The organism is Pseudomonas sp. MS15a(2019) (assembly GCF_013277805.1).
GTDB lineage: Bacteria > Pseudomonadota > Gammaproteobacteria > Pseudomonadales > Pseudomonadaceae > Chryseomonas > Chryseomonas benzopyrenica.
This window is the reverse complement of record NZ_VBTN01000015.1, coordinates 98,736-116,252: the sequence shown is the minus strand read 5'-3', so window position 1 is coordinate 116,252 and position 17,517 is coordinate 98,736. Positions and strand designations below refer to the sequence as shown.

Annotated in this window: 21 protein-coding genes; 14 read left to right on the top strand and 7 right to left on the bottom strand. The window is 59.1% G+C overall.

Annotated elements, in window-relative coordinates; all coding sequences use genetic code 11:
* On the bottom strand, positions 1-3,447 hold the full coding sequence (mobH, locus tag FEZ61_RS21895; protein ID WP_064306961.1) for a MobH family relaxase: 3,447 nt from the start codon (positions 3,445-3,447) through the stop codon (positions 1-3).
* Between the two features lie 140 nt (positions 3,448-3,587).
* Between mobH and FEZ61_RS21890 the strand changes: the two genes are divergently transcribed.
* Entirely contained in the window at positions 3,588-3,947 is a 360-nt protein-coding gene (locus FEZ61_RS21890; RefSeq protein WP_064306960.1) for a hypothetical protein, read from the top strand.
* A gap of 35 nt (positions 3,948-3,982) precedes the next feature.
* Here the strand turns inward: FEZ61_RS21890 and FEZ61_RS21885 are convergent, their stop codons facing one another.
* A complete protein-coding gene (locus FEZ61_RS21885; RefSeq protein ID WP_064306959.1) occupies positions 3,983-4,516 on the bottom strand; it encodes a hypothetical protein in 534 nt (177 codons plus the stop codon).
* Between the two features lie 176 nt (positions 4,517-4,692).
* Here FEZ61_RS21885 and FEZ61_RS21880 point away from each other — a divergent pair, with 176 nt between their 5' ends.
* The 10 genes from FEZ61_RS21880 to FEZ61_RS21830 all read left to right on the top strand — a co-directional run bounded on the left by FEZ61_RS21880 (position 4,693) and on the right by FEZ61_RS21830 (position 10,327).
* Positions 4,693-4,878, top strand: a complete 186-nt coding sequence (locus tag FEZ61_RS21880) for a hypothetical protein (protein ID WP_064306958.1) — start codon at positions 4,693-4,695, stop codon at positions 4,876-4,878.
* Positions 4,878-5,924, top strand: a complete 1,047-nt coding sequence (locus FEZ61_RS21875) for a hypothetical protein (protein WP_064306957.1) — start codon at positions 4,878-4,880, stop codon at positions 5,922-5,924. Before FEZ61_RS21880 ends, FEZ61_RS21875 begins: the two co-directional genes overlap by 1 nt.
* Before the next feature lie 857 nt (positions 5,925-6,781).
* The gene (locus FEZ61_RS21865; protein WP_064306955.1) at positions 6,782-7,453 is read left to right on the top strand and encodes a site-specific integrase; all 672 of its coding nucleotides are present in this window, start codon (positions 6,782-6,784) and stop codon (positions 7,451-7,453) included.
* 75 nt (positions 7,454-7,528) lie between these two features.
* Positions 7,529-7,783 carry an AbrB/MazE/SpoVT family DNA-binding domain-containing protein gene (locus tag FEZ61_RS21860; RefSeq protein WP_064306954.1) on the top strand — a complete coding sequence of 85 codons (255 nt, stop codon included), beginning with the start codon at positions 7,529-7,531 and terminating at the stop codon, positions 7,781-7,783.
* On the top strand, positions 7,780-8,127 hold the full coding sequence (locus tag FEZ61_RS21855; protein WP_060501497.1) for a type II toxin-antitoxin system ChpB family toxin: 348 nt from the start codon (positions 7,780-7,782) through the stop codon (positions 8,125-8,127). The genes FEZ61_RS21860 and FEZ61_RS21855 overlap by 4 nt, the downstream gene beginning before the upstream one ends.
* 196 nt (positions 8,128-8,323) lie before the next feature.
* Positions 8,324-8,506 (top strand): hypothetical protein, encoded by a 183-nt coding sequence (locus FEZ61_RS21850; protein WP_064306953.1) that lies wholly within the window; start codon positions 8,324-8,326, stop codon positions 8,504-8,506.
* 11 nt (positions 8,507-8,517) lie between these two features.
* Complete coding sequence (locus tag FEZ61_RS21845; protein ID WP_064306952.1) at positions 8,518-8,799, top strand: hypothetical protein; 282 nt, start codon at positions 8,518-8,520, stop codon at positions 8,797-8,799.
* Between the two features lie 108 nt (positions 8,800-8,907).
* The gene (locus FEZ61_RS21840) at positions 8,908-9,183 is read left to right on the top strand and encodes a hypothetical protein (RefSeq protein WP_064306951.1); all 276 of its coding nucleotides are present in this window, start codon (positions 8,908-8,910) and stop codon (positions 9,181-9,183) included.
* 268 nt (positions 9,184-9,451) lie between these two features.
* Entirely contained in the window at positions 9,452-9,904 is a 453-nt protein-coding gene (locus tag FEZ61_RS21835; RefSeq protein ID WP_064306949.1) for a hypothetical protein, read from the top strand.
* A 9-nt stretch (positions 9,905-9,913) separates the two neighbouring features.
* Positions 9,914-10,327, top strand: coding sequence for a hypothetical protein (locus FEZ61_RS21830; protein WP_064306948.1), 414 nt, complete (start codon positions 9,914-9,916; stop codon positions 10,325-10,327).
* A 40-nt stretch (positions 10,328-10,367) separates the two neighbouring features.
* On the opposite strand, the gene FEZ61_RS21825 is transcribed toward FEZ61_RS21830, so the two are convergent.
* Positions 10,368-10,640 carry a hypothetical protein gene (locus FEZ61_RS21825; protein ID WP_064306947.1) on the bottom strand — a complete coding sequence of 91 codons (273 nt, stop codon included), beginning with the start codon at positions 10,638-10,640 and terminating at the stop codon, positions 10,368-10,370.
* 206 nt (positions 10,641-10,846) lie between these two features.
* Here FEZ61_RS21825 and FEZ61_RS21820 point away from each other — a divergent pair, with 206 nt between their 5' ends.
* Positions 10,847-11,116, top strand: a complete 270-nt coding sequence (locus tag FEZ61_RS21820; RefSeq protein WP_143008588.1) for a hypothetical protein — start codon at positions 10,847-10,849, stop codon at positions 11,114-11,116.
* Between the two features lie 647 nt (positions 11,117-11,763).
* On the opposite strand, the gene FEZ61_RS21815 is transcribed toward FEZ61_RS21820, so the two are convergent.
* Complete coding sequence (locus FEZ61_RS21815) at positions 11,764-12,309, bottom strand: hypothetical protein (protein ID WP_143008587.1); 546 nt, start codon at positions 12,307-12,309, stop codon at positions 11,764-11,766.
* A 220-nt stretch (positions 12,310-12,529) separates the two neighbouring features.
* Between FEZ61_RS21815 and FEZ61_RS21810 the strand changes: the two genes are divergently transcribed.
* Positions 12,530-14,008, top strand: coding sequence for an ATP-binding domain-containing protein (locus FEZ61_RS21810; RefSeq protein ID WP_064306945.1), 1,479 nt, complete (start codon positions 12,530-12,532; stop codon positions 14,006-14,008).
* Between the two features lie 302 nt (positions 14,009-14,310).
* On the opposite strand, the gene FEZ61_RS21805 is transcribed toward FEZ61_RS21810, so the two are convergent.
* The 3 genes from FEZ61_RS21805 to FEZ61_RS21795 form a co-directional block, all read right to left on the bottom strand.
* Positions 14,311-15,189, bottom strand: coding sequence for a DsbA family protein (locus FEZ61_RS21805; RefSeq protein WP_064306944.1), 879 nt, complete (start codon positions 15,187-15,189; stop codon positions 14,311-14,313).
* Between the two features lie 100 nt (positions 15,190-15,289).
* Complete coding sequence (locus FEZ61_RS21800; protein ID WP_143008586.1) at positions 15,290-15,856, bottom strand: hypothetical protein; 567 nt, start codon at positions 15,854-15,856, stop codon at positions 15,290-15,292.
* Between the two features lie 107 nt (positions 15,857-15,963).
* Positions 15,964-16,848 carry a hypothetical protein gene (locus FEZ61_RS21795; RefSeq protein ID WP_143008585.1) on the bottom strand — a complete coding sequence of 295 codons (885 nt, stop codon included), beginning with the start codon at positions 16,846-16,848 and terminating at the stop codon, positions 15,964-15,966.
* A 189-nt stretch (positions 16,849-17,037) separates the two neighbouring features.
* Here FEZ61_RS21795 and FEZ61_RS21790 point away from each other — a divergent pair, with 189 nt between their 5' ends.
* Positions 17,038-17,421 (top strand): histone-like nucleoid-structuring protein, MvaT/MvaU family, encoded by a 384-nt coding sequence (locus tag FEZ61_RS21790; protein WP_064306942.1) that lies wholly within the window; start codon positions 17,038-17,040, stop codon positions 17,419-17,421.
* Positions 17,422-17,517: the final 96 nt, after the last annotated feature.

Here is a 17,517-nt window from a genome sequence, read left to right as displayed (position 1 = left end):
TCACTCGGTCAGGTCAATGACGTGATTGTTTCCGATGAGCAAGTAGGGATAGTGCGCAATTAGCGCCCTTTTGAGGGTTGGTTCGTCGACCTGGAACGCCGTGCTCAGCTGAGTCAGGCGCCGCATCGATATCTGCACCAGGCGTTTACCCTCCTGTAGCTTGGACGGGCACCTGCGGATGACTTCCTCAGCCAGCGACCGGAGCATTGCCGATTCCCCCTCATCACGCGCCTGGAAGGCTGACTGCCGATACCGACCTAGAGTCAGCAGTTCCAAGATGGAACCGAGATAGGGTGAGAGGAGAAAGCCTTTACGGTGCAGACCGGTGAAAGTGCCGGTGAAGTCGTCGAACAGCCAGTTCGCGTCGAGCAAGGCGGACCGGTCCTCAGGGGTAAACGCCTCGGGACTATGCACACAGAACGGTTTGCCGTGCTGCTGCGCAAGAGATGCGTGGTTTTCGGGTATCGCATACCACCGTAGCTTTTGCGCAAGTGTCGGCCACAGGGCCAGATAGGCCTCGCTCTCAGCGGCGGATACCCGGCCCCCCAGAGTGGCAGCGTCATTGGCGACCACCGGTGAGTCCTTAACGCGCTTCGGCGGCTCTGCCGGCTCTTGCCGTCGGCGTGGCTGGCCAATAGTGATGGATCCTTGCTCTTGAGCACCGCTGCTGATCCGGATCGTATTGTTGGGCGCGACGGAGGTGGTAGGGACAGGCGCGGCGCGATCGGTCGATCCGCGCGAACCCGCCGGCTGATCCGTGGTTTTGCGTGTTGAGGCAGCCGGGGTTGATGACGTTACCTCAGCCCGCTCCTTGCCTCCTCGATGACGTGACTCCGGCTGTGCGTCTGCAGCCATGATCGTCGTAGAAGGCTCTCGCGCGGCCGATCGGCTCAGGCCAGGGCGGCCATTAGCTTGATGACGTGATGGTGCGTTCTGCTCCTTTGCTGCGCTCGCTCCGTAGTCGGTGGCCCTCTCGCGGGCCGCAGGCGCGTCCTCGCTCCTGAAGTCCTGTTCCACTAAGGCAATGCCGTTGTCGTTGGTAGCGAAAGAATCTTTCGTCACCGCAGCGCTGGGTGCCCGCAAGGCCCCTTGCAGGGGTGCGGCAAGGTGATCCGGATCCGGCTCCTCTTCTCCGCCCGGGGTTTCAGCTGGCGACACGAAAGATTCTTTCGCCGATGCATTCGCCTCTGGCGATTGCACCTTTCGAGGGGTGGTTTTGTGCGCGAAAGCATCGGCCACGACCCGCTCAGATTGGTTTCCGAAAGTCTCCCTAGCGATCTCCTTAGGTAGCTGCACCGCTAGCGGTGAGCCAGCTGGTACATCGCTCAGACCCGCGGCGGCGGCATTCTTGAGCAGGCGATCGAAGGAAAACTCATCGGCCGCGATAAGCTCATTGGGTATCGTCAAACCGGCCACCGCCGGCGAGGCAGCCTGGCGATCAGCGATTCGATCCTTGAAACGCACCAGGTCGAGCGGTGATACCTCTTCGACTGCTTGGCTCGTCTGCACTGGAGCGCCGGAACCTTGCAGCTGGCGGTCAGGAATGTCCATTCCGACCAACTGAAGGACTTCGTCATCGATGTCTCCATAGTCCGCCGCATAGACGCCGTCTCCGTAGCGGACGGCCGGCGCCTCATCCTGTGCAGGCCCAATCTTAGCGGGAGTGGCCTCTACCACCGCCCTGGCGGCCGAAGCGGTAGCCTGCAGGTCCGCTTGCGTTCCAGCTCGATCTGGGGAGCCGGCCATTTCGCGTTTTGCGTCCGTAGTCGAACTCGACGCGGATCGAGCTTGCTCAGCTGCCTCTTTTCCTTTCAGCTTCTTCCCCGTTGCGCTCACCTTTCCGCCTGGAGACTCGATACGCACGCCTGCAATTTGCAGATGCGGCTGTCCAGTGGAGTGACCGACATTGATCTTCAGGCCGCCTGAGGCAGCGGGCTCGAGGACAACCGCTGCCTTCGGCGCTACCTGGTTTTTCTGCGCAACGTCCGCCTTCTTGGCCGGCACAATCTCCGGCGTTTTAGCGGGACTGACATTTGCCTTGGGAGCAGCGGCAGGAGCTGCAGCGCTTCCTTGCATCGGTGAGTCGGCGCCGACCTGATGGGAATCATCCTCCTGCACCGGACCCAGAACTGCACCAGCACCGGTCTGTCCCGGGAACTCATACCTGATCTCACTGGGCGCCGCTCCCACGGTGCCGGCGGTCGATGCGGGAATGCCATCGAAGCGGAACAGCGCTTCAGGATTCGTGAGCTTGATGCACTTCAAGACGATGGGCTTGTCGCGGCCGACGTTGATCTTGTCGACTTTGACGGGCCAGTAAATCGAGCCGTCTGCCGCCGCCTCGACGACCTTGTGATCAAGCAGAATGCCACCTAGAACGTCGGCACTGCGAGGGATGGCCTTTACGCCCTGCGTCTGCAGATACTCAGCGATCTCAGTGGACGCCTGAGGCCAAACGACGAAGACGTGGCCGCCCAACACCCATACCCGGTGACCAGGTTCGTTCACGAGCCAATCCTTCTGGCCCAGGAAGTGAATCATGGTGTCCAGGACGAAGGCGGGAATGGGTACGCCGGTGCCCATGCCGAACTGACGTGATGCGTCGCCGCCGTGCTTCTGCATATCCAACTCGACGGATTTCGAGTCTGCGCCAGCGACGATGGTAGCGAGCCGTTTGCTATCGTCGCGGCCGGACATGGCATTGACCATTTCGCTGTAGATGTCCGGCCCGCTCTCGCGCAACCAAACGAGCAGCTCCTGGGGAAGGAACCGTGCGATTAGGGTGGCCGATAGGTCCCGGTGGACGTCATGCCTATCCGGGTTCCAGGTCAGGTAGTAGCGATCAATTCCGTTCGCCTGTGCCCAGGCGGGTATAGGTGGGCCCATCGGATCCCAGCGGCGATCGCCACGTTCGTCAGCGACGACGACGTCACTGAGCACTTTCCCAAGATCGTGCATCAGCGCCGCGATGACCGCCGCCACGTACCAGCGGTTCTCCCGCACGAGGCGCTGAGCGGGAAAAAGCGAGTAATCGAAAGCAGTGCACTTGCAGCTGTTGAAGGCGAACATCGCCACCTCAAGCGAATGGGCAAGCAAGCCGCCCGGGCCTCGGTGGTGATGAGATTGCGAAGCCGGCAGCAGGTGGACGAAGTCCGCGAACGATTCAAATACGGGAAGAAGCATCCGATCGAAGCTACCGGCGGGCATGCGAACGCCGCTGGCGAGTTTCTGCATTGTCGCCCTGTGGGGCTTGAGGAGCTGGGCGCCCGGTATTCTGGCTGGCCATCCTCGTTGGAACGGCGGGTACCGTAGCAGCGCCTCATCGCCGGCCTGGATGAACTGCTGGATCTCCGGAGCGCTGACATCCAGCTCCTGGATGTCGCGGATGCTAAGCAGCGGCTGAGCGGCAATCGCCTTAGGCGCGAAAAGTCTTTTCCAAAAACGCATGATGATCTCCGGTCTGAAGGCATCATGCGGCCGAGCTTCGCTGTCGAGTTGCCAATTGCAGCCCATTGACGGCGCGGATAGCAGGCCAAGGCCAGTCAGCGTTCCAATAGGCTCAAGGCTCAGTCAGCATGAGTCTTGCCATGAACGATCGCACCAGAGCTTCCGCCCGACGTCGCCGCGCCTCAACCCTCGACGACGACTCACTCCGCGCGGCCCATCAGAGCATTGCCGCCGGCACCCAAACCCTTGGGGACATCGCTGATTTGGTCAAGGTAACCCATAGCAGGTCGCCTTCGCGCACCACGGATCGACCCGGCGAAGCGCCAGTAGCTGCACTTGGTACCAAAGGCCTTAATTCGGTGCTATCGAACCTCCAGCAGGTGCTTGGAATCTCGCCAACGCTGCTGACAATCGCTGCCGCCGGGAGCATAGCGCTTGGGGTGATGATCGGGGTGTGGAGCTACGGCACCCCTCTCTATACGTTCTTCTTCAGCCGATAGCCGGGAATCTCCCGGCCAGACGCAGTACCTAGGCGCTATTTGCCGCGCATGCATTTTCCACGCAATGACGGCGGCACTCCGTGGGGCCCACCCTTAGCTACCAGCTCCCACTCTCGCTCGGTAAGCGCCATACCGGCGCCGGCGCAGAATTTCCGGTAGGCAACCAGATATTCTGCCTCGGTCGCCGGGGAGACAGGCTTAGAGATGGGCGTAGAGGGTGGCGGCACGACGGTAAGCGCCTGGTCGATCGCCCGGTTCACACCGCTGTTGACGGCAGTGACCAGCACGCTGCTGCCCGTACCAGTCGCCTGGTTGGGGTTCTGCAGCGCGAGATAATTGCCATGGGTGGTCATGACCATCTCTTCGCTGCCCATCACATGCTGATAGGCCGGCTTACGCAGCGCCGCGCCACCGCGCCCGTCGTGCCCCCAGCTGCTATAGAACTCGTGGGCGAGACGGACCGGAACGTAGGTGGTCGGCAGCGGCTGTACACCTTCAGTCTTCGACTGGCTCGTGCAGGAAGCCGCGAGGGCGGCGAACGCTGCGAAGACGATTTTCGAGAAACGCATCGGGACTCTCCCTGAACAGTTCAGGAGAGCCTAAATACCCAGGTGCCTGGGTAGGCTCGAGTTCACGCCCAAAAAGGGCGGGATTGGCAGCTTGCATTCCAACAATGCGGGATAGGGTATGCGGGTAGATACAGAGTGAGATCGGAAAATTGAAGAGTACGCGCGCGGACGCTGGGATGTTCCTGTTGGGCTTTGCGGCGGTGGCCATACCAGGCACCTGTTACCTGCTCAGCCTGCCCTATGGCGACAATGATTCCACCGTCGCGACAGTGATCGTCGCTCAATTTATCTCCGGTTTCGTTTTCCAATATGCCTATCGCCAGATCAAAGCACGGCGCGCTGCACGCACGGGGAGCAAGTGATGACCTATCTCGAGGAAGAGTTTGAACCGGCGGATCCGGGTATCGAAAACTTGGAAAGTTTCTGCGAAAAAATCGAAGCAGAGACGCCCAACGCGGTGGGATCGACCCAGCTGAAATGGCTGGATCCGGCCCTGATCGAGGAGGAGCCAGGCTTTGCTCTCCGGAATTACGAGGAGCCGCGGGTTCAGGCGCACATCGCCAAGCTGGTCAAGGCGTGGCACGCGTGCAAGCAGATGGAGCCGATCAGGGTAGAGGTAAAAGGGGGCCGCTGCTTCCTGCGAAAAGGCGGCTGCCGACTGCGCGCTGCGCTTATCGCAAGAGAACAGGGCGCGATGATCAGGCGTGTCGCGGTGATCGAAGTTCGCGAACGCGGAGCCCGATCGACGGTGCACCTGCTCAACTCCGATGACCATCTCAGCCTGACACCCATCGAGCGTGCGCAAGGCTATCAACGGCTGCTGGACGAACGCTGGTCCACCGCGGAGGTAGCCACCGAAATCGGCAAGACCGCGGTTCATGTGCGAGACGCCGTCGCCCTGCTTCGTATGCCTAGCGCGGTGCAGCGAATGATTGCGGATCGGGTAGTGAAGCCTCACCTCGCCCTCGACGTCTGGCGCCGGTACGGTGAGCAAACCGAAGAAGTACTGCTGCAGGCGCAGGAGCGCGCGCGCCTCGAATGGCAGGCGTTAATCGAGGCCGATAGTGCGACAAAGCCAGCAGCCAAGACCGTGCAAACACCTGCCGCTGCGCCCGAAATCCCTATCACCAGTCGCCACCTGCAGGTGCCAACCCGTCGGTTTGGTAAGAAGTTCGTCACTGAACTCACGCATCACATCGCGGGGCTGGCCCAGCAGTTTCGCGCGAATGCCGTGCCAGACCCGCAGAATGACCGCGTTGCCCTTCATCTATCCACGGCCGAGTACCAGGCGTTCCTGGAGTTGTCTGCCCAGGCTGCGGCCCATCTGTCCCAGCCAGGTACGGAAAGTGGCAATGAGCTGATAGCAGTGGCCGGCGGCAAGCCTGCAGCTCAAGCCGCCGCCCACTGAGCATCCGCGATACGAACGAGCTGCACAGCGGTTAGGCTGAGCTACCTAGCCCCTTTCCCCTCGGACACTGGGTTTTCTTGCTGCACCCCGCGCATACCGGAGGCTGAGGGCAAGTAGGCCTGGCTGCTAGACCTTCGCGACGCAGCATCCAATACCGATTCCACAGCGCGATGACCTCCCGCGTCGAAAGCAGGCTGACCTCAATGTAGGTTGTGCCGTGAGGCGTGACGCACCGGATAAAGGCGGTACTGGCGACAGGATAGTTCTGCCCTGCGAATACGCTCGCTTGCCGCGCAAGGATCGTGGCGTAGACGCTCAGCTGAACCACGTCTTTGGCGAAAACGCGAGCCTGCTTGCGCCGCTTCGTGTCTACCAGGATCAACCAGCCGCGGGCGAGGAATACCTGGTCGACCTGCCCGTGGAGCGGTACGGGTACATCGGTGGCGATTTTGCGCTCCGACAGTAATAGCTGCGCACCCTGCAAGAGGGGCGGAAGAGGCTCTCGCCAGCCTCCCTGAATAGCTGCCATTTTTCAACCCTCATAGCGTTCATTTCCAGGGTATAGGCATATTTGAAAATGCAACTACCTCCGATAACGCCAGGTGTCGGTTGCCGAAATAAATGCGACACAGCACTCGCGAAGTTCTAAATCTGCGGCACTCGGTTTTCGAAATAGCTGCGACTGTCCGCGACAATTAATGCGGCCGGACTAGGTTTTACTGGCAATAGCTGCGACTGCCTACGACATTTTCCGTGAACACTGCGAAATCGGTAGTGATAGGCTTCCTAGGAGGCCTATTGCCGACTCTCTAAGGATCGATCCCGATCCGCGTTCAATCCCAACAGAGAGTCCTGCCATGAATCCCCGTCGTGCTGCATCCCTTCGCCCTGGACAGTTCAAACATTTGGTACGAGTAGCGTCCGTATCTGGCCGTATGCCAGAGCGTGACGTGTTGCTGGTCTGGATCACCCACACCACAGGCGTGAGGGTCACCGAGCTGGCCCAGCTGGAGGTCGCCGACGTGCTCTTTCCAAGCGGGGCTGTCCGGCCCGAACTGTACTTGCGACCCTCGATCACGAAGGGCTGCCGTGCGCGCAAAGTGTACCTGACGCATCCCCGGTGCCTGGTCGCTCTGGAGCAATGGCTTGCGCTGCGCCAAAGGCGCCGCTGGGGACTTTCGGGTGCCGCCGAATATCGAGGGTTACGCCCTGATTCGAAACTGATTCTTACCCACAAGGGTCAGGCATTTGAACTGGCGTTCAAGCATCGGATCTTGGAAGGCGGGGCGGAGGTGTACCGGGCCTGTGACGCGCTGCAACAGACGTTCAGCCGCATCTACCGGCAAGCGGGTATCAAGCATGATTCATCGCACAGCGTTCGGCGCACGCTGGCCGCCACGGTGCTGGCTGCGACTGGCGATGTGGACATTGTTCAAACGATTCTCGGGCATGCCCAGCTCGACCACAGCAAGCCTTACCTGGCGATAAATGCGGACACTATACGGCGAGCCTTTGAAGTAGCTTTGTAGAAACTATGTTTCTACATTGGTGCTTGCGCATAGAGTGGCAAGTATCTACAATGGCTATACATTACGGAGGTGCTTATGGAAGTCAAAGTTCAGCAGTGGGGCAACAGTGCGGCGATTCGTCTGCCGGCTACCGTGCTCAAGCTCATGAAGTTGGTCAGCGGCGACGTTCTGAAATTGGACGTGTCTGCCGAGGTTATGACGCTCAAGCCGGCGAAAGCCAAGCCGCGTTATCAGTTGGCGGACCTGATGCAGCAGTGCGACTTGTCCGCGCCGGAGCCGGCAGAGCTTGCGGGTTGGAATGCCATGAAGCCGGTAGGTCGTGAAGCGTGAAGCGAGCCAAATTCAACCGTGGCGACATTGTGCGGGTGAACCTGAACCCCACCGAGGGGCGAGAGCAGCAGGGCGATTTTCGCCCAGCGTTGGTACTGACTCCAGCGGCCTACAACGCCACCGGGCTGGCAGTGATCGCACCGATCACCCAAGGGGGCGACTTCGCCCGGTACGCCGGTTTCGCCGTGACCTTGAGCGGAAGCGGCACCGAAACTCAAGGTGTGGTGCTGTGCAACCAGATTCGCACGGTTGACCTTGAGGCTCGCGGCGCCAAGCGCGTGGAGGCGGTGCCCGAGGTCGTAATGGACGAAGTGCTGGCCCGTGTGCAGGCACTCTTTGAGTAAGGAAAACGAAATGAACGCAGAGATGCTCAGCGCTTGGGATCGTTTGAACAATGCGATCAAGGCGCTTCTGGTAGCGCAGCCGGCTGGGATGAGTTCCGCAGCCGCGGAGCTAGCCAGCGCCCGCCTCGCATACGAAGCGCTAGTTCAAGCCGCCGCTCTGTCTCAGATCAAGTAGGAAAATGGATAGGAAATCTGGATGGCCATATTCGACGAAGTGCGGAGTCAGCTCCAGGAGCTATTGAATCTTGTGATCCAAGACGAGCAATACACCGCGGCCGTCGCTCATGGGGTGATCCAGGCAGACCAGGTTACTGCCGATGCACATCACCGGCGGGCTACTCGCATCAACGAGCTGAAGCGACATTTCGGGCTGAAATGAAGGAGACAGCCATGCCCATCCATAGCCAGTACGAACCGTTCGCCGAGATCATCCGACTCGCCCTGGCCGAGCGCCGGGCATCACGAGAGAATCTTGAGCGGCACCCGGAGCACAAAGTGCCTCGTTACGCTGTACGCATGTGCGAGCAGTTGACCCGGGCCATCCATAGCGCCGGCAATCACAGCGTGACGCTGGCCGAGGTGGTTCGTCTGGAGACCAGCTGCACAGGAGCTGACTACCATTGCAAACTCGCGCTGCGGGCCAGTCGCCTCGCGCACAGCGCCGCTGCTTAGGAAAGACGAGCATAGGCGAACGTAGCGACTTCGGGATATCTGATTGTCAGCTTAGGCACTTGTGCCTAATTCTTGAATAGGCACAAGTGCCTAAACGAATGGAGCACCATGGATAACCGTGCCCGCTTCCGGTTGCTGCTGGAACAGCATTCAATCACACAAGACAAGGCCGCAGAACTGGTGGCGTTCGCTACTAAACGGCCATGCTCGGTGCGCGCCGTGAGGTCGTGGGTGGCAAAGGAAGACGCGAAGTCGAAAAGGCCATGCCCCGATTGGGCACTGGCGGCGCTGGATAGAACCATCACTGCCATCCAGAAATACAACGCCCAGCGCGAAGCGGAAGAGTTGGCTAAAGCAAATGCCAGCGCCGCCGGCCACGAATAGGAAAAACAACGATGGTAACGGAGGTGCTGAATGGCTGGAAACTCTCAACTTGAGGTGACCCTTCAGCGTGCCCAAGAGCGGGTAGGGCGTGTCGTAGGTGCGTTGACCGAGCGGGATGCTGACCACTTCGAGTCCGAGGCAATGGGGTATCTGTCCGCCCTTCGCGACGAGCAGCTGCTACCAGATGGTCACATTGACCGCCTGATGATCGACCTGCAGCGCGCTCGGCAGGCATGGCGTAAGCGTGCCTAACTCATAGGAAACCACGATGAAAAATACTCCAGTAGGTACATTCGTCATTGGCGCGGAGTCGCGATCCAGTGGCAAAGGCAAAAGCCCTTTGAGTGATGCTCAGGCGAAGGCAGAGGTCATGCTTTCCGAATACCGGCATGCTTTGAATGACGGCCTAGGCGCAGCCGAGGGTGAAGCGTTCGAACTCGCGTGCCTGCACTATCTTGGCGACCACAAAAATGTGGGAGTTGCATGGATGGTTTCGCAGCAACGCATCTATCTGCTTTTTGGCGGTGCAGATCGACCCGAACCCGAGTACGAGCCGACTTGGTTGCTGGACATGGCCAAAGAGCTAACCCTGTTCCTTCGCACGTTCGTAGTGCCGGATCAAAAATCGGCCGGGACAACGTTTTGGGGTGGTGTGAATCATGGGCCGATTGTCTCCTATCGGTTCAAGCTTGCCGACTCGCCTGCAAGCCTCAACGTCTAGGAAATCACTATGTTCATTGCATCACCAGAAACAGCGCTGCGTTTTGCTCAGAAAGAGGATGGCAAGCTCGAAGACGGGCTTCACTACTGGTTCCGCATGCAGCGCGAAGGCGTAGCTGACTATCTCAAGAACCGTGACGCGCAACCGTCTGAAAGCCAACTCTGCTCTGCTGCTGAATTTCTTGCGGAAACCACAGGCCTTGTTTGGTCTGTAGCGCAGGTCAGTGAGGTGCTGAGCCTTTACCCGCGGGCACGGATCAGTCTTGCTGTTAATGGCGAGGCTGGCGATGCGCTCTCTTTTGCCGCAGCACATTTCTTCCTTGGTACATCATGGCCGACCTTTGGCGACAAAGTAGACATAACTGCGTTCGTTAATCTGCTCCAGCAGCAGGCGCTGCTCATGGGCTACTTGAAAGCCAACTGATCACGGAAACCGCCTGCCCCATCAGCCCGCCCAGTGCGGGCTAAGCCCGTAAAGAGAGACGCTTTTTGCTCCCCAGGATCGACAGGAACAGGCCGTGGCAGAAGCAAGAATTGTAATCGAAGGTACTGCACTCACTGACGCGCAGGCGATGACTGTACGACTCGCGCTTGATGCATTTCGTGAACGTCAGCAGCACGAAGGGCTTGGCGACGATGATCGCGGTCGCGCCATGTCGTCGGCCTACGCAAAGTGCGCTGACGAAGTGCTCACCTTGATCCATCAGAAGTTGTAGGAATTCGCCCGGCTGTTGCATGCCGGCGCGCAACACCACGCAACAGGAAAAAGAACCATGACCTTCAGCACATTTGGAATCCGTCAGCCTTTCCCATCCTCGTAGTCGCATCTATTTCCAAAATTCCCGCAATAATTTGGGAAACCGACACCAGGGTCTAGTTGCGCCGCTTGCGTTTTACCATCCGCTGATAGACTGACCTCCTACCAAGTAGCGCGAGCACGCTCATGAGCAGCAATCACACCGTGAAAAAGGCTAGGGCTTCTGTGTCCGCAACGGATCTGGCAAAACTTGGCTATTGCGAATTGATGATCCTGCTGGGGCCGGGCATGGACGATTCGGATCAGGCTAATCAAAAGATCGCAGCGGGGAACCAGGAGCATGAACGGTTCCACCTTCGTGCAGTGCTCAATGCGGGTAGCAAAGAGGAATACGAGCGTCTCTGCCAAACACTGGCGAGTCGAACATCCGCTAAAAGGAATCGGCCTACCCGCTAACAGATTCGCCTGCGAAGCGACGTAATACCGGAGGCACTGCACTACGACGTATTTGGAGCCTATGAAATGGGCCACCGTGAATCACTGGCTCGGAGCTATCAAGCTCCAGTGCGACTTTAGAGCCGGCTTTTACCCAGGAGCGCAAAGGGCCAATCGCGGACTCGATAGAGTAAACGCTGCCGTCTAAGGAGGCAGACGCCTGCACGTAAGATGACTGGTGCCACCGGCCGGGCAGACCCGTGACAACGCCCAAAACTATCCCGCTGGCATTTGGGATGATAAAGCCCTGCCCCCTGTACCGTGGGTATAGGCCGCTCACGTAATCGAACGTCCAGCAGCTGCCGAGGTGCCTCTCGCTCAATGGCTGTTTTGACAGGATCTCGATGATGAGGTCGGCGCTGCTGTCATAGTCATCGGCCGGAGAGTGCCACGCAGCGCTGCACAAGGCTTGGTAACCTCTTCTATTGGCGGGTGTGTCCAAATATCGCCCGATGCAGAAGATCGTGGTGGCGATAGTCGCGACCAGCGCAAAAAGTATCGCAAGCCCTCCAACCAATACTAGGCCAGGAGCGGGGACAGGGCTCAGCTTTATCCAGGCGACGCAGGATGCTCCCAAAAGGCCAATGGTTATGACTGGCCGCATCGCTTTACTTATATCCGCAAATATTCGGATCAACATATCCATCGGATTTCCCTTTGTGCGTTACATACCAGCGAACACCATCTTGATAGGCGGGCGCGAGATCCTTACCCTGACCTATCATCTTTACTACACCTGCTGCCATTAGGGCCTGCGGTGTTGGAGCATCGTAGAGTGCTACCTTCACCCACTTAGCAGCCTTTTGGAGCGCAGGATCATCTTGCGACGCCTTGAGTATCACCACCGCTAAATCAGCGGCGGCTTGGTAGTTACCCCCATACACTGCCAACATTAGAAAGGCCTTCCCGCGCGCTGGATCTTCTTCAAACCAGCCGTTGCCCGACAGATACATCCGAGCCAACGTTACCGCCGCGACAGCGTCGCCATTACACGCGCGATCACGAAAACGAGCGGCCTCTAAAGCATCAGCGTCCTCGCTATAGGATCGGTGATCCTGCAGCTCGAAGCCGGTGTTGTGACTGGTTGGAGCGGCATGGGCGCCTGAATGAGTCGGGACAAAACCGAGGGCCAACACCCATAGGCGCAGGGCCACATGTGAAGTGCCACCGAGACGCCGGACGGTGCCAGTAAAGCGCCTCGCTACGCCTGACCTGATAAATCCTCGCATAGCGTCACTGGCCCTAGGGAAAACCAAATCCTACCCCAGCGCCCTCACGCGTCTTTCGCGATTCACGCCTGCAACGGGGTGGAACTCGGCGCCTTGACGGCCGGGTAGCCCATAGCATTCCTGAACCTACGAAGGAGATGCAGCGATGGCGTTTGAGTGGACACCCGAGCAATTGGCTTTCCATGAGTGCAAGGCGCCGCGCATACGCGTGAAAGCCTTTGCTGGGGCCTCCAAGACGACTTCGCTCGAGGGCTATACCAAGCGGTATCCCCGGTTGAGATTTCTGTACGTCGCCTACAACAGGAGCATTGCAGACGAGGGCAAGGCACGATTTCCGTCCAATGTGAAATGCATGACCTCCCATCAGCTGGCCTTCAAGGCAGTAGGCCGGCGTTTTCAGCACAAGCTCGGTGCCTCGCTGCGCCCGGCAGACATGCGCGCCGTACTGGGCACCAGTGACTGGGCCTTCATCAACGCGGTCATCGCTACGGTCAATGCGTACCTTTGCAGTGACCGGGAGGACTTCCACGAGGACCACCTGCCGCTTTTTAACGGACGACCTATTGTCGAGATGCCGCCGGCGTTCATCGCCGAGGTGTTCCTGCAGGCCAGGGAGGTCTGGCGACGCATGATCGATCCGGAGGATACGACCGTGCCGCACCTGCACGACGCCTACCTCAAGCTCTACTACCTGAGCAAACCGGACCTGGGGGACCGCTTCGATGTCATCCTTGCGGATGAGGCACAGGATCTGAACGGCATAACGCTCGGGCTCATCAAGAATCAGTCGTGCCGGGTGATATTCGTCGGAGATCCTCACCAGTCGCTCTATGCGTTCCGCGGCGCCGACAACGCCTTGTCCGATCCGGATCTCGATGACTCCGTCGATCTCTATTTGACCAAATCCTTCCGCTTCGGGCCGGCGGTGGCCACCGTGGCCAACATCATCCTGAGCTACAAGGGCGAGCAGCTGAAGATCGTCGGCGCTGGCCAGCCTACGCAGATCAAAACGCAGCTCGACGAGGGCGTTCGAGGGGCCGCGTATCTCTGTCGGACGGTCTCCGGAGTCATCATGACGGCGCTGGAGTTCGCCCCACAGGGCAGAACCCTCTACTGGGTCGGCGGCATCGAGGCGTACCAGATTGGCGACTTGGAGGATCTGGTCTGGTTCAGCCAGGGAAAGACCGACAAGGTCAGGTCGAAGCGTCTGCTGAAGGACTTCCCTGACTGGACCTCGTATCTGACCATGGCCAAGGAGAGCAAGGACCGCGAGATGGCGAGGCTCATCAAGGTGGTGGGTCTCTTCCCAGACATCGAGAAGCGACTGGCGCGCCTGCGGACGCTGACACAGAAGGATGAAAAGGACGCCGACGTCATCCTATCGACTGCGCACCGCTCGAAGGGTCTCGAGTGGAAGCATGTCTACCTGGGCGAAGACTTCCCCGATCCCCTGGATCCTGAGCTCCCGCCGGATGCGCGCCGTGATGAACTCAATCTGCTGTATGTCGCTGCGACGCGAGCAAAGCATCAGCTGGCCATCAACTCCGTCATCTTGGGGATCATGCGGGATTACGAGCGAAGCCGTCGGCGGGCGCTCGAGCATCAGATGCTGGCGATCGAGTAGCTGGCCAACACTCCATTTAGCACCGTGGTTTAGAGGCACCGGCCAGGACCCGTCCCCCCGTCGCTTTCTGCACAACCCACCTGGGCATCGGTTTGCTGGCCTGGCGGCGCAGGGTGAGCGCGCGTCTACCGGCCAGCGGCCCGACGCGGCAACGCACGCCCCAACACAACGGGTCGCGTTCCTGCGCTTTTAGCCGGTGATGACCAGGGCGCCTGCAAAGGCGCCCTGGTCATCACCCCGGGCGTCATGCTCGAGTCAATCTCGAGTGCTTCGTGTCAGGCGGGCAGGAGGGCATCTGCGACCTACTTCGCTGGCTGCGCGGAATCGGCTGCCGAGCCGAAGCCGAGGATCTTGCGCGAAACCTCATCGCCCTGGTCCTGGGGCTTCCCCTGCGCCTTGTCCGCTTCAGCCTTCGCCGCTGCCTGTTCAGCTGCCAGCATCCGTTTCATGATCGTCACGAAGGCGCTGATCGGCTGGGCGCCGGAAACGAACTCTTTCTCGCCCGTCAGGTTGTCGATGACGATGGTGGCCGGCGTACCGGTAGCACCGATCTTTTCGCCCATGCGGATGTGATCTGCAATACGGTCCTTCACCTTGCCGCTGCTGATGCACTGATTGAAGACCTTCATGTCAGCACCGAGGCGCGACACTAGCCCGGGCAGATCCTTCACACCGCCGCCATTGCCGGCCGACTCTTCGAAAATCTGATCGAGGATCACCCAGAAGCCACGATTTCCCTTCTGCTCCGCGTAGCATTCGGTCGCGATCGCCTCATCGGTTGCAGCAGGGTTATGGAAGCCCAGCGGCATATGGCGCCACTGCCAGTTCACCGCGCCATTGGACTTGTCCACGATCTCCTTGAGGCTCGGGTGCAGCCGCTTACAGAAGGGACACTCCAGGTCGGAGAATTCGGCAAGCGTGAAGCGGGCCTTGAGGTCGCCATAGACTCGCGCGTCGTTTGGCACCTGGTCCGCCGCCCGCCCGTAGCGAGCAAATTGTGCGTCGACCCAAGCTTGCTTCTCGGCTCGCTCCTTGGCGAACACACCCGTCTCGATGCCGGCCGTGATCTTGCGGTCTAGGTAGGCTTGCCCGCTGGTCCAAAACACCCCAAGGGTTACGAGCTGAGATACGGCAACGGCAGACGCAAGGGTGATGAGGTGGTTTCTAAGTGAGGTTTTCATGGGCGACCCGGCTATGTGATTTGCCGTCTACCCTAAAAAATCCGCCTCGCTCGGCGAGCTCCATTCCACCCACAAATGGGCGCGAACCCCAAATAACGCTCTAGCGACGGTTTTTTCGACGCGTCCACTCACTGCACTGCGTCGGACGCGACATGCGAAGTGCACGCGGTTGGACCGCGCCCCTGCGCTGACCGGAATGGCCGAGCAGCCCACGGTAGGCTTGCAGCGCAATGGCCAATGGACCAGATCCTAGGTATCCCGAGGCTGTTTCGACATGATATCGAAGCACCATGACTTCCAGCGGGGCTTCGCTCCACGACTGAGTACCGAACGCTTGAGCTCTTCCCCCTAAAACGGCTAGTCGGTCGGAGGCCAGTAGCTGGCCATCCAGAACAGCAAATAGGCAGACGAATTGCTGGCCGAAAGCGGCTAAAGCCGACGTTATGCTCGACAACCGCTCAGACTCACGCCACTGCCGAGTTTGTAATTCTCGGTACCGAAAAATCGTGGCCTGCGACAGCCCCTTTCCCTGCCCTTGAGCATCGAGCATATTGAGCTCACGCTCGATCTGGCGCAAAGCCTGGTGCACAGACTGATGCCGGGCCGCTAGAGCGCGCACTTCTTTTTTCAGTAGAAAAAAAGTATTGAGATGTTGGCGAAGATGCATCGCACAACTCCTAGCTGTTTCCTGTTGCATAGCAATAGGCTCTTTAGCCTGCTGTGTTCAGGCTTGCGATCAGCGGCCCCTAATAAAACGAAGCCGCTTGCTTCGCATTAGTAGGCGGCGGCGGGGTTCGTCCCATCAGGCAGATAGAAGGCCATATCGTTGGGCAAATGCTCGCGCAGTGCGGCGGCGAAGTCTGCAGCGTTTACCTCACCAAGATTTGCACCAATCATCTTACCCACGCCGCTACCCACTTCGGAGTAAAATGGTATGGCTACCAAGTGCGCGGGATAGCCGCCCCGGTCCACCGGCGCATAGCCGTCGACGAGATAGCCTCCCTTCGTTCCGATGAAGATTTCGCCGAGCTTGCTGCCGGTCGGAGTTTTGACAAAGCCATCTCGTACTTGAGCAAACTCGAGCTTTTGCACGCGGACGGTGGGTTGCAACGTAGCGTTGACTACGTCATTCAACTTTGAAGCGCATCGGACCCCGGCCTGCTCGAGAGTACTGGTTTCGCTTTTTTTCTCGAAGCAGAACATAAAGCCCATTTTGGTTCGCGGATCGAAGCCGTTATCGCCGAGGACTGTGAGCGCCAAGCCAGCAGCGCCCACTCCACCACCGATGGCATTGAACGCGATCATCGAACCATCGTTGTTATAGCCCGCACTGGGCCGTGCCGTTGCACTGATGGCTTGCTTGACTTGATCAGGCGATGCTTGCTGTAGATAAGCATTGCGTACTCCACCCGGCCCAATCTGAGCGAAACTCGGCATCCCAAGTACGGCAAAGAGCTTATCCGCGGCAGTCGCGTTAGGGGCGAACTGCAAGGGCTTTTCGTTCGCAATTTTGAGCGTAGGGTTTTCTGTTTTCCAAGGTCTAAACACCGGAGTAGTAAGCTCCGAGGCCGCAACAGGCTTCAAATCTTGGCCTTGGGTCGCACAGCCAGTTGCAGAGGCTACTACGACCGCAATCGCGGCCAGCCGAACAGTCTTCATACCGATACTCCTGTGTTGGTGTTAAGCATGAAATCACGCTTTTCCAGGAACGCAACCCCAATCTTCACCCGTCATAGGCAGTGGCCTTGGTTTCAACGCCTTAAAACAAATTTAATTATGATTTGCTCTAGTCATAACTATGTGAAAAGGCTATAACGGCAGCCACAGCCTAATCTTGAGGAGATCACGATGTCCCTGATCCAAGAATACCGCCAGACCGAAGCCGCTATTGCGGAATTGCAGCAGCGCCTTGAACAGCTGAATACCGACGAACGTCTGCAGAAAGAACTCGATTTCGAGAAGAAACTGCGAGCGCTGCTCGGCGAGCATAACAAGTCGCTGCGCGACGTCATTGCAATTCTGGACCCCAACGCCGGCTCTGCCGCTGCCAGCAAGTCCAAGAGCAACTCGGGCGCAGCCCCGCAGCAGCGCCGGGCGCGTACGCTCAAGCGCTATAAGCACCCCGAAACCGGTGAAGTCATCGAAACTAAGGGTGGCAACCACAAGCTTCTGAAAGCCTGGAAGTCCGAGCACGGTGCCGATACCGTCGAAAGCTGGCTCCAGAGCGAGTAATCACGCGGACCGACGCCGGCGGGCCTTGTGCGGCACCGCCGGCGCTGTCATTATCGGCGCTCTTGATCCAACCCCTGTGGCTTGGATGCTTCACCA

Coding starts and splice junctions, on each gene's coding strand:
- mobH (WP_064306961.1), bottom strand. CDS start 3,447: ATGCGTTTTTGGAAAAGACTTTTCGCGCCTAAGGCGATTGCCGCTCAG.
- FEZ61_RS21890 (WP_064306960.1), top strand. CDS start 3,588: ATGAACGATCGCACCAGAGCTTCCGCCCGACGTCGCCGCGCCTCAACC.
- FEZ61_RS21885 (WP_064306959.1), bottom strand. CDS start 4,516: ATGCGTTTCTCGAAAATCGTCTTCGCAGCGTTCGCCGCCCTCGCGGCT.
- FEZ61_RS21880 (WP_064306958.1), top strand. CDS start 4,693: ATGTTCCTGTTGGGCTTTGCGGCGGTGGCCATACCAGGCACCTGTTAC.
- FEZ61_RS21875 (WP_064306957.1), top strand. CDS start 4,878: ATGACCTATCTCGAGGAAGAGTTTGAACCGGCGGATCCGGGTATCGAA.
- FEZ61_RS21865 (WP_064306955.1), top strand. CDS start 6,782: ATGAATCCCCGTCGTGCTGCATCCCTTCGCCCTGGACAGTTCAAACAT.
- FEZ61_RS21860 (WP_064306954.1), top strand. CDS start 7,529: ATGGAAGTCAAAGTTCAGCAGTGGGGCAACAGTGCGGCGATTCGTCTG.
- FEZ61_RS21850 (WP_064306953.1), top strand. CDS start 8,324: ATGGCCATATTCGACGAAGTGCGGAGTCAGCTCCAGGAGCTATTGAAT.
- FEZ61_RS21845 (WP_064306952.1), top strand. CDS start 8,518: ATGCCCATCCATAGCCAGTACGAACCGTTCGCCGAGATCATCCGACTC.
- FEZ61_RS21840 (WP_064306951.1), top strand. CDS start 8,908: ATGGATAACCGTGCCCGCTTCCGGTTGCTGCTGGAACAGCATTCAATC.
- FEZ61_RS21835 (WP_064306949.1), top strand. CDS start 9,452: ATGAAAAATACTCCAGTAGGTACATTCGTCATTGGCGCGGAGTCGCGA.
- FEZ61_RS21830 (WP_064306948.1), top strand. CDS start 9,914: ATGTTCATTGCATCACCAGAAACAGCGCTGCGTTTTGCTCAGAAAGAG.
- FEZ61_RS21825 (WP_064306947.1), bottom strand. CDS start 10,640: ATGCAACAGCCGGGCGAATTCCTACAACTTCTGATGGATCAAGGTGAG.
- FEZ61_RS21820 (WP_143008588.1), top strand. CDS start 10,847: ATGAGCAGCAATCACACCGTGAAAAAGGCTAGGGCTTCTGTGTCCGCA.
- FEZ61_RS21810 (WP_064306945.1), top strand. CDS start 12,530: ATGGCGTTTGAGTGGACACCCGAGCAATTGGCTTTCCATGAGTGCAAG.
- FEZ61_RS21805 (WP_064306944.1), bottom strand. CDS start 15,189: ATGAAAACCTCACTTAGAAACCACCTCATCACCCTTGCGTCTGCCGTT.
- FEZ61_RS21800 (WP_143008586.1), bottom strand. CDS start 15,856: ATGCATCTTCGCCAACATCTCAATACTTTTTTTCTACTGAAAAAAGAA.
- FEZ61_RS21795 (WP_143008585.1), bottom strand. CDS start 16,848: ATGAAGACTGTTCGGCTGGCCGCGATTGCGGTCGTAGTAGCCTCTGCA.
- FEZ61_RS21790 (WP_064306942.1), top strand. CDS start 17,038: ATGTCCCTGATCCAAGAATACCGCCAGACCGAAGCCGCTATTGCGGAA.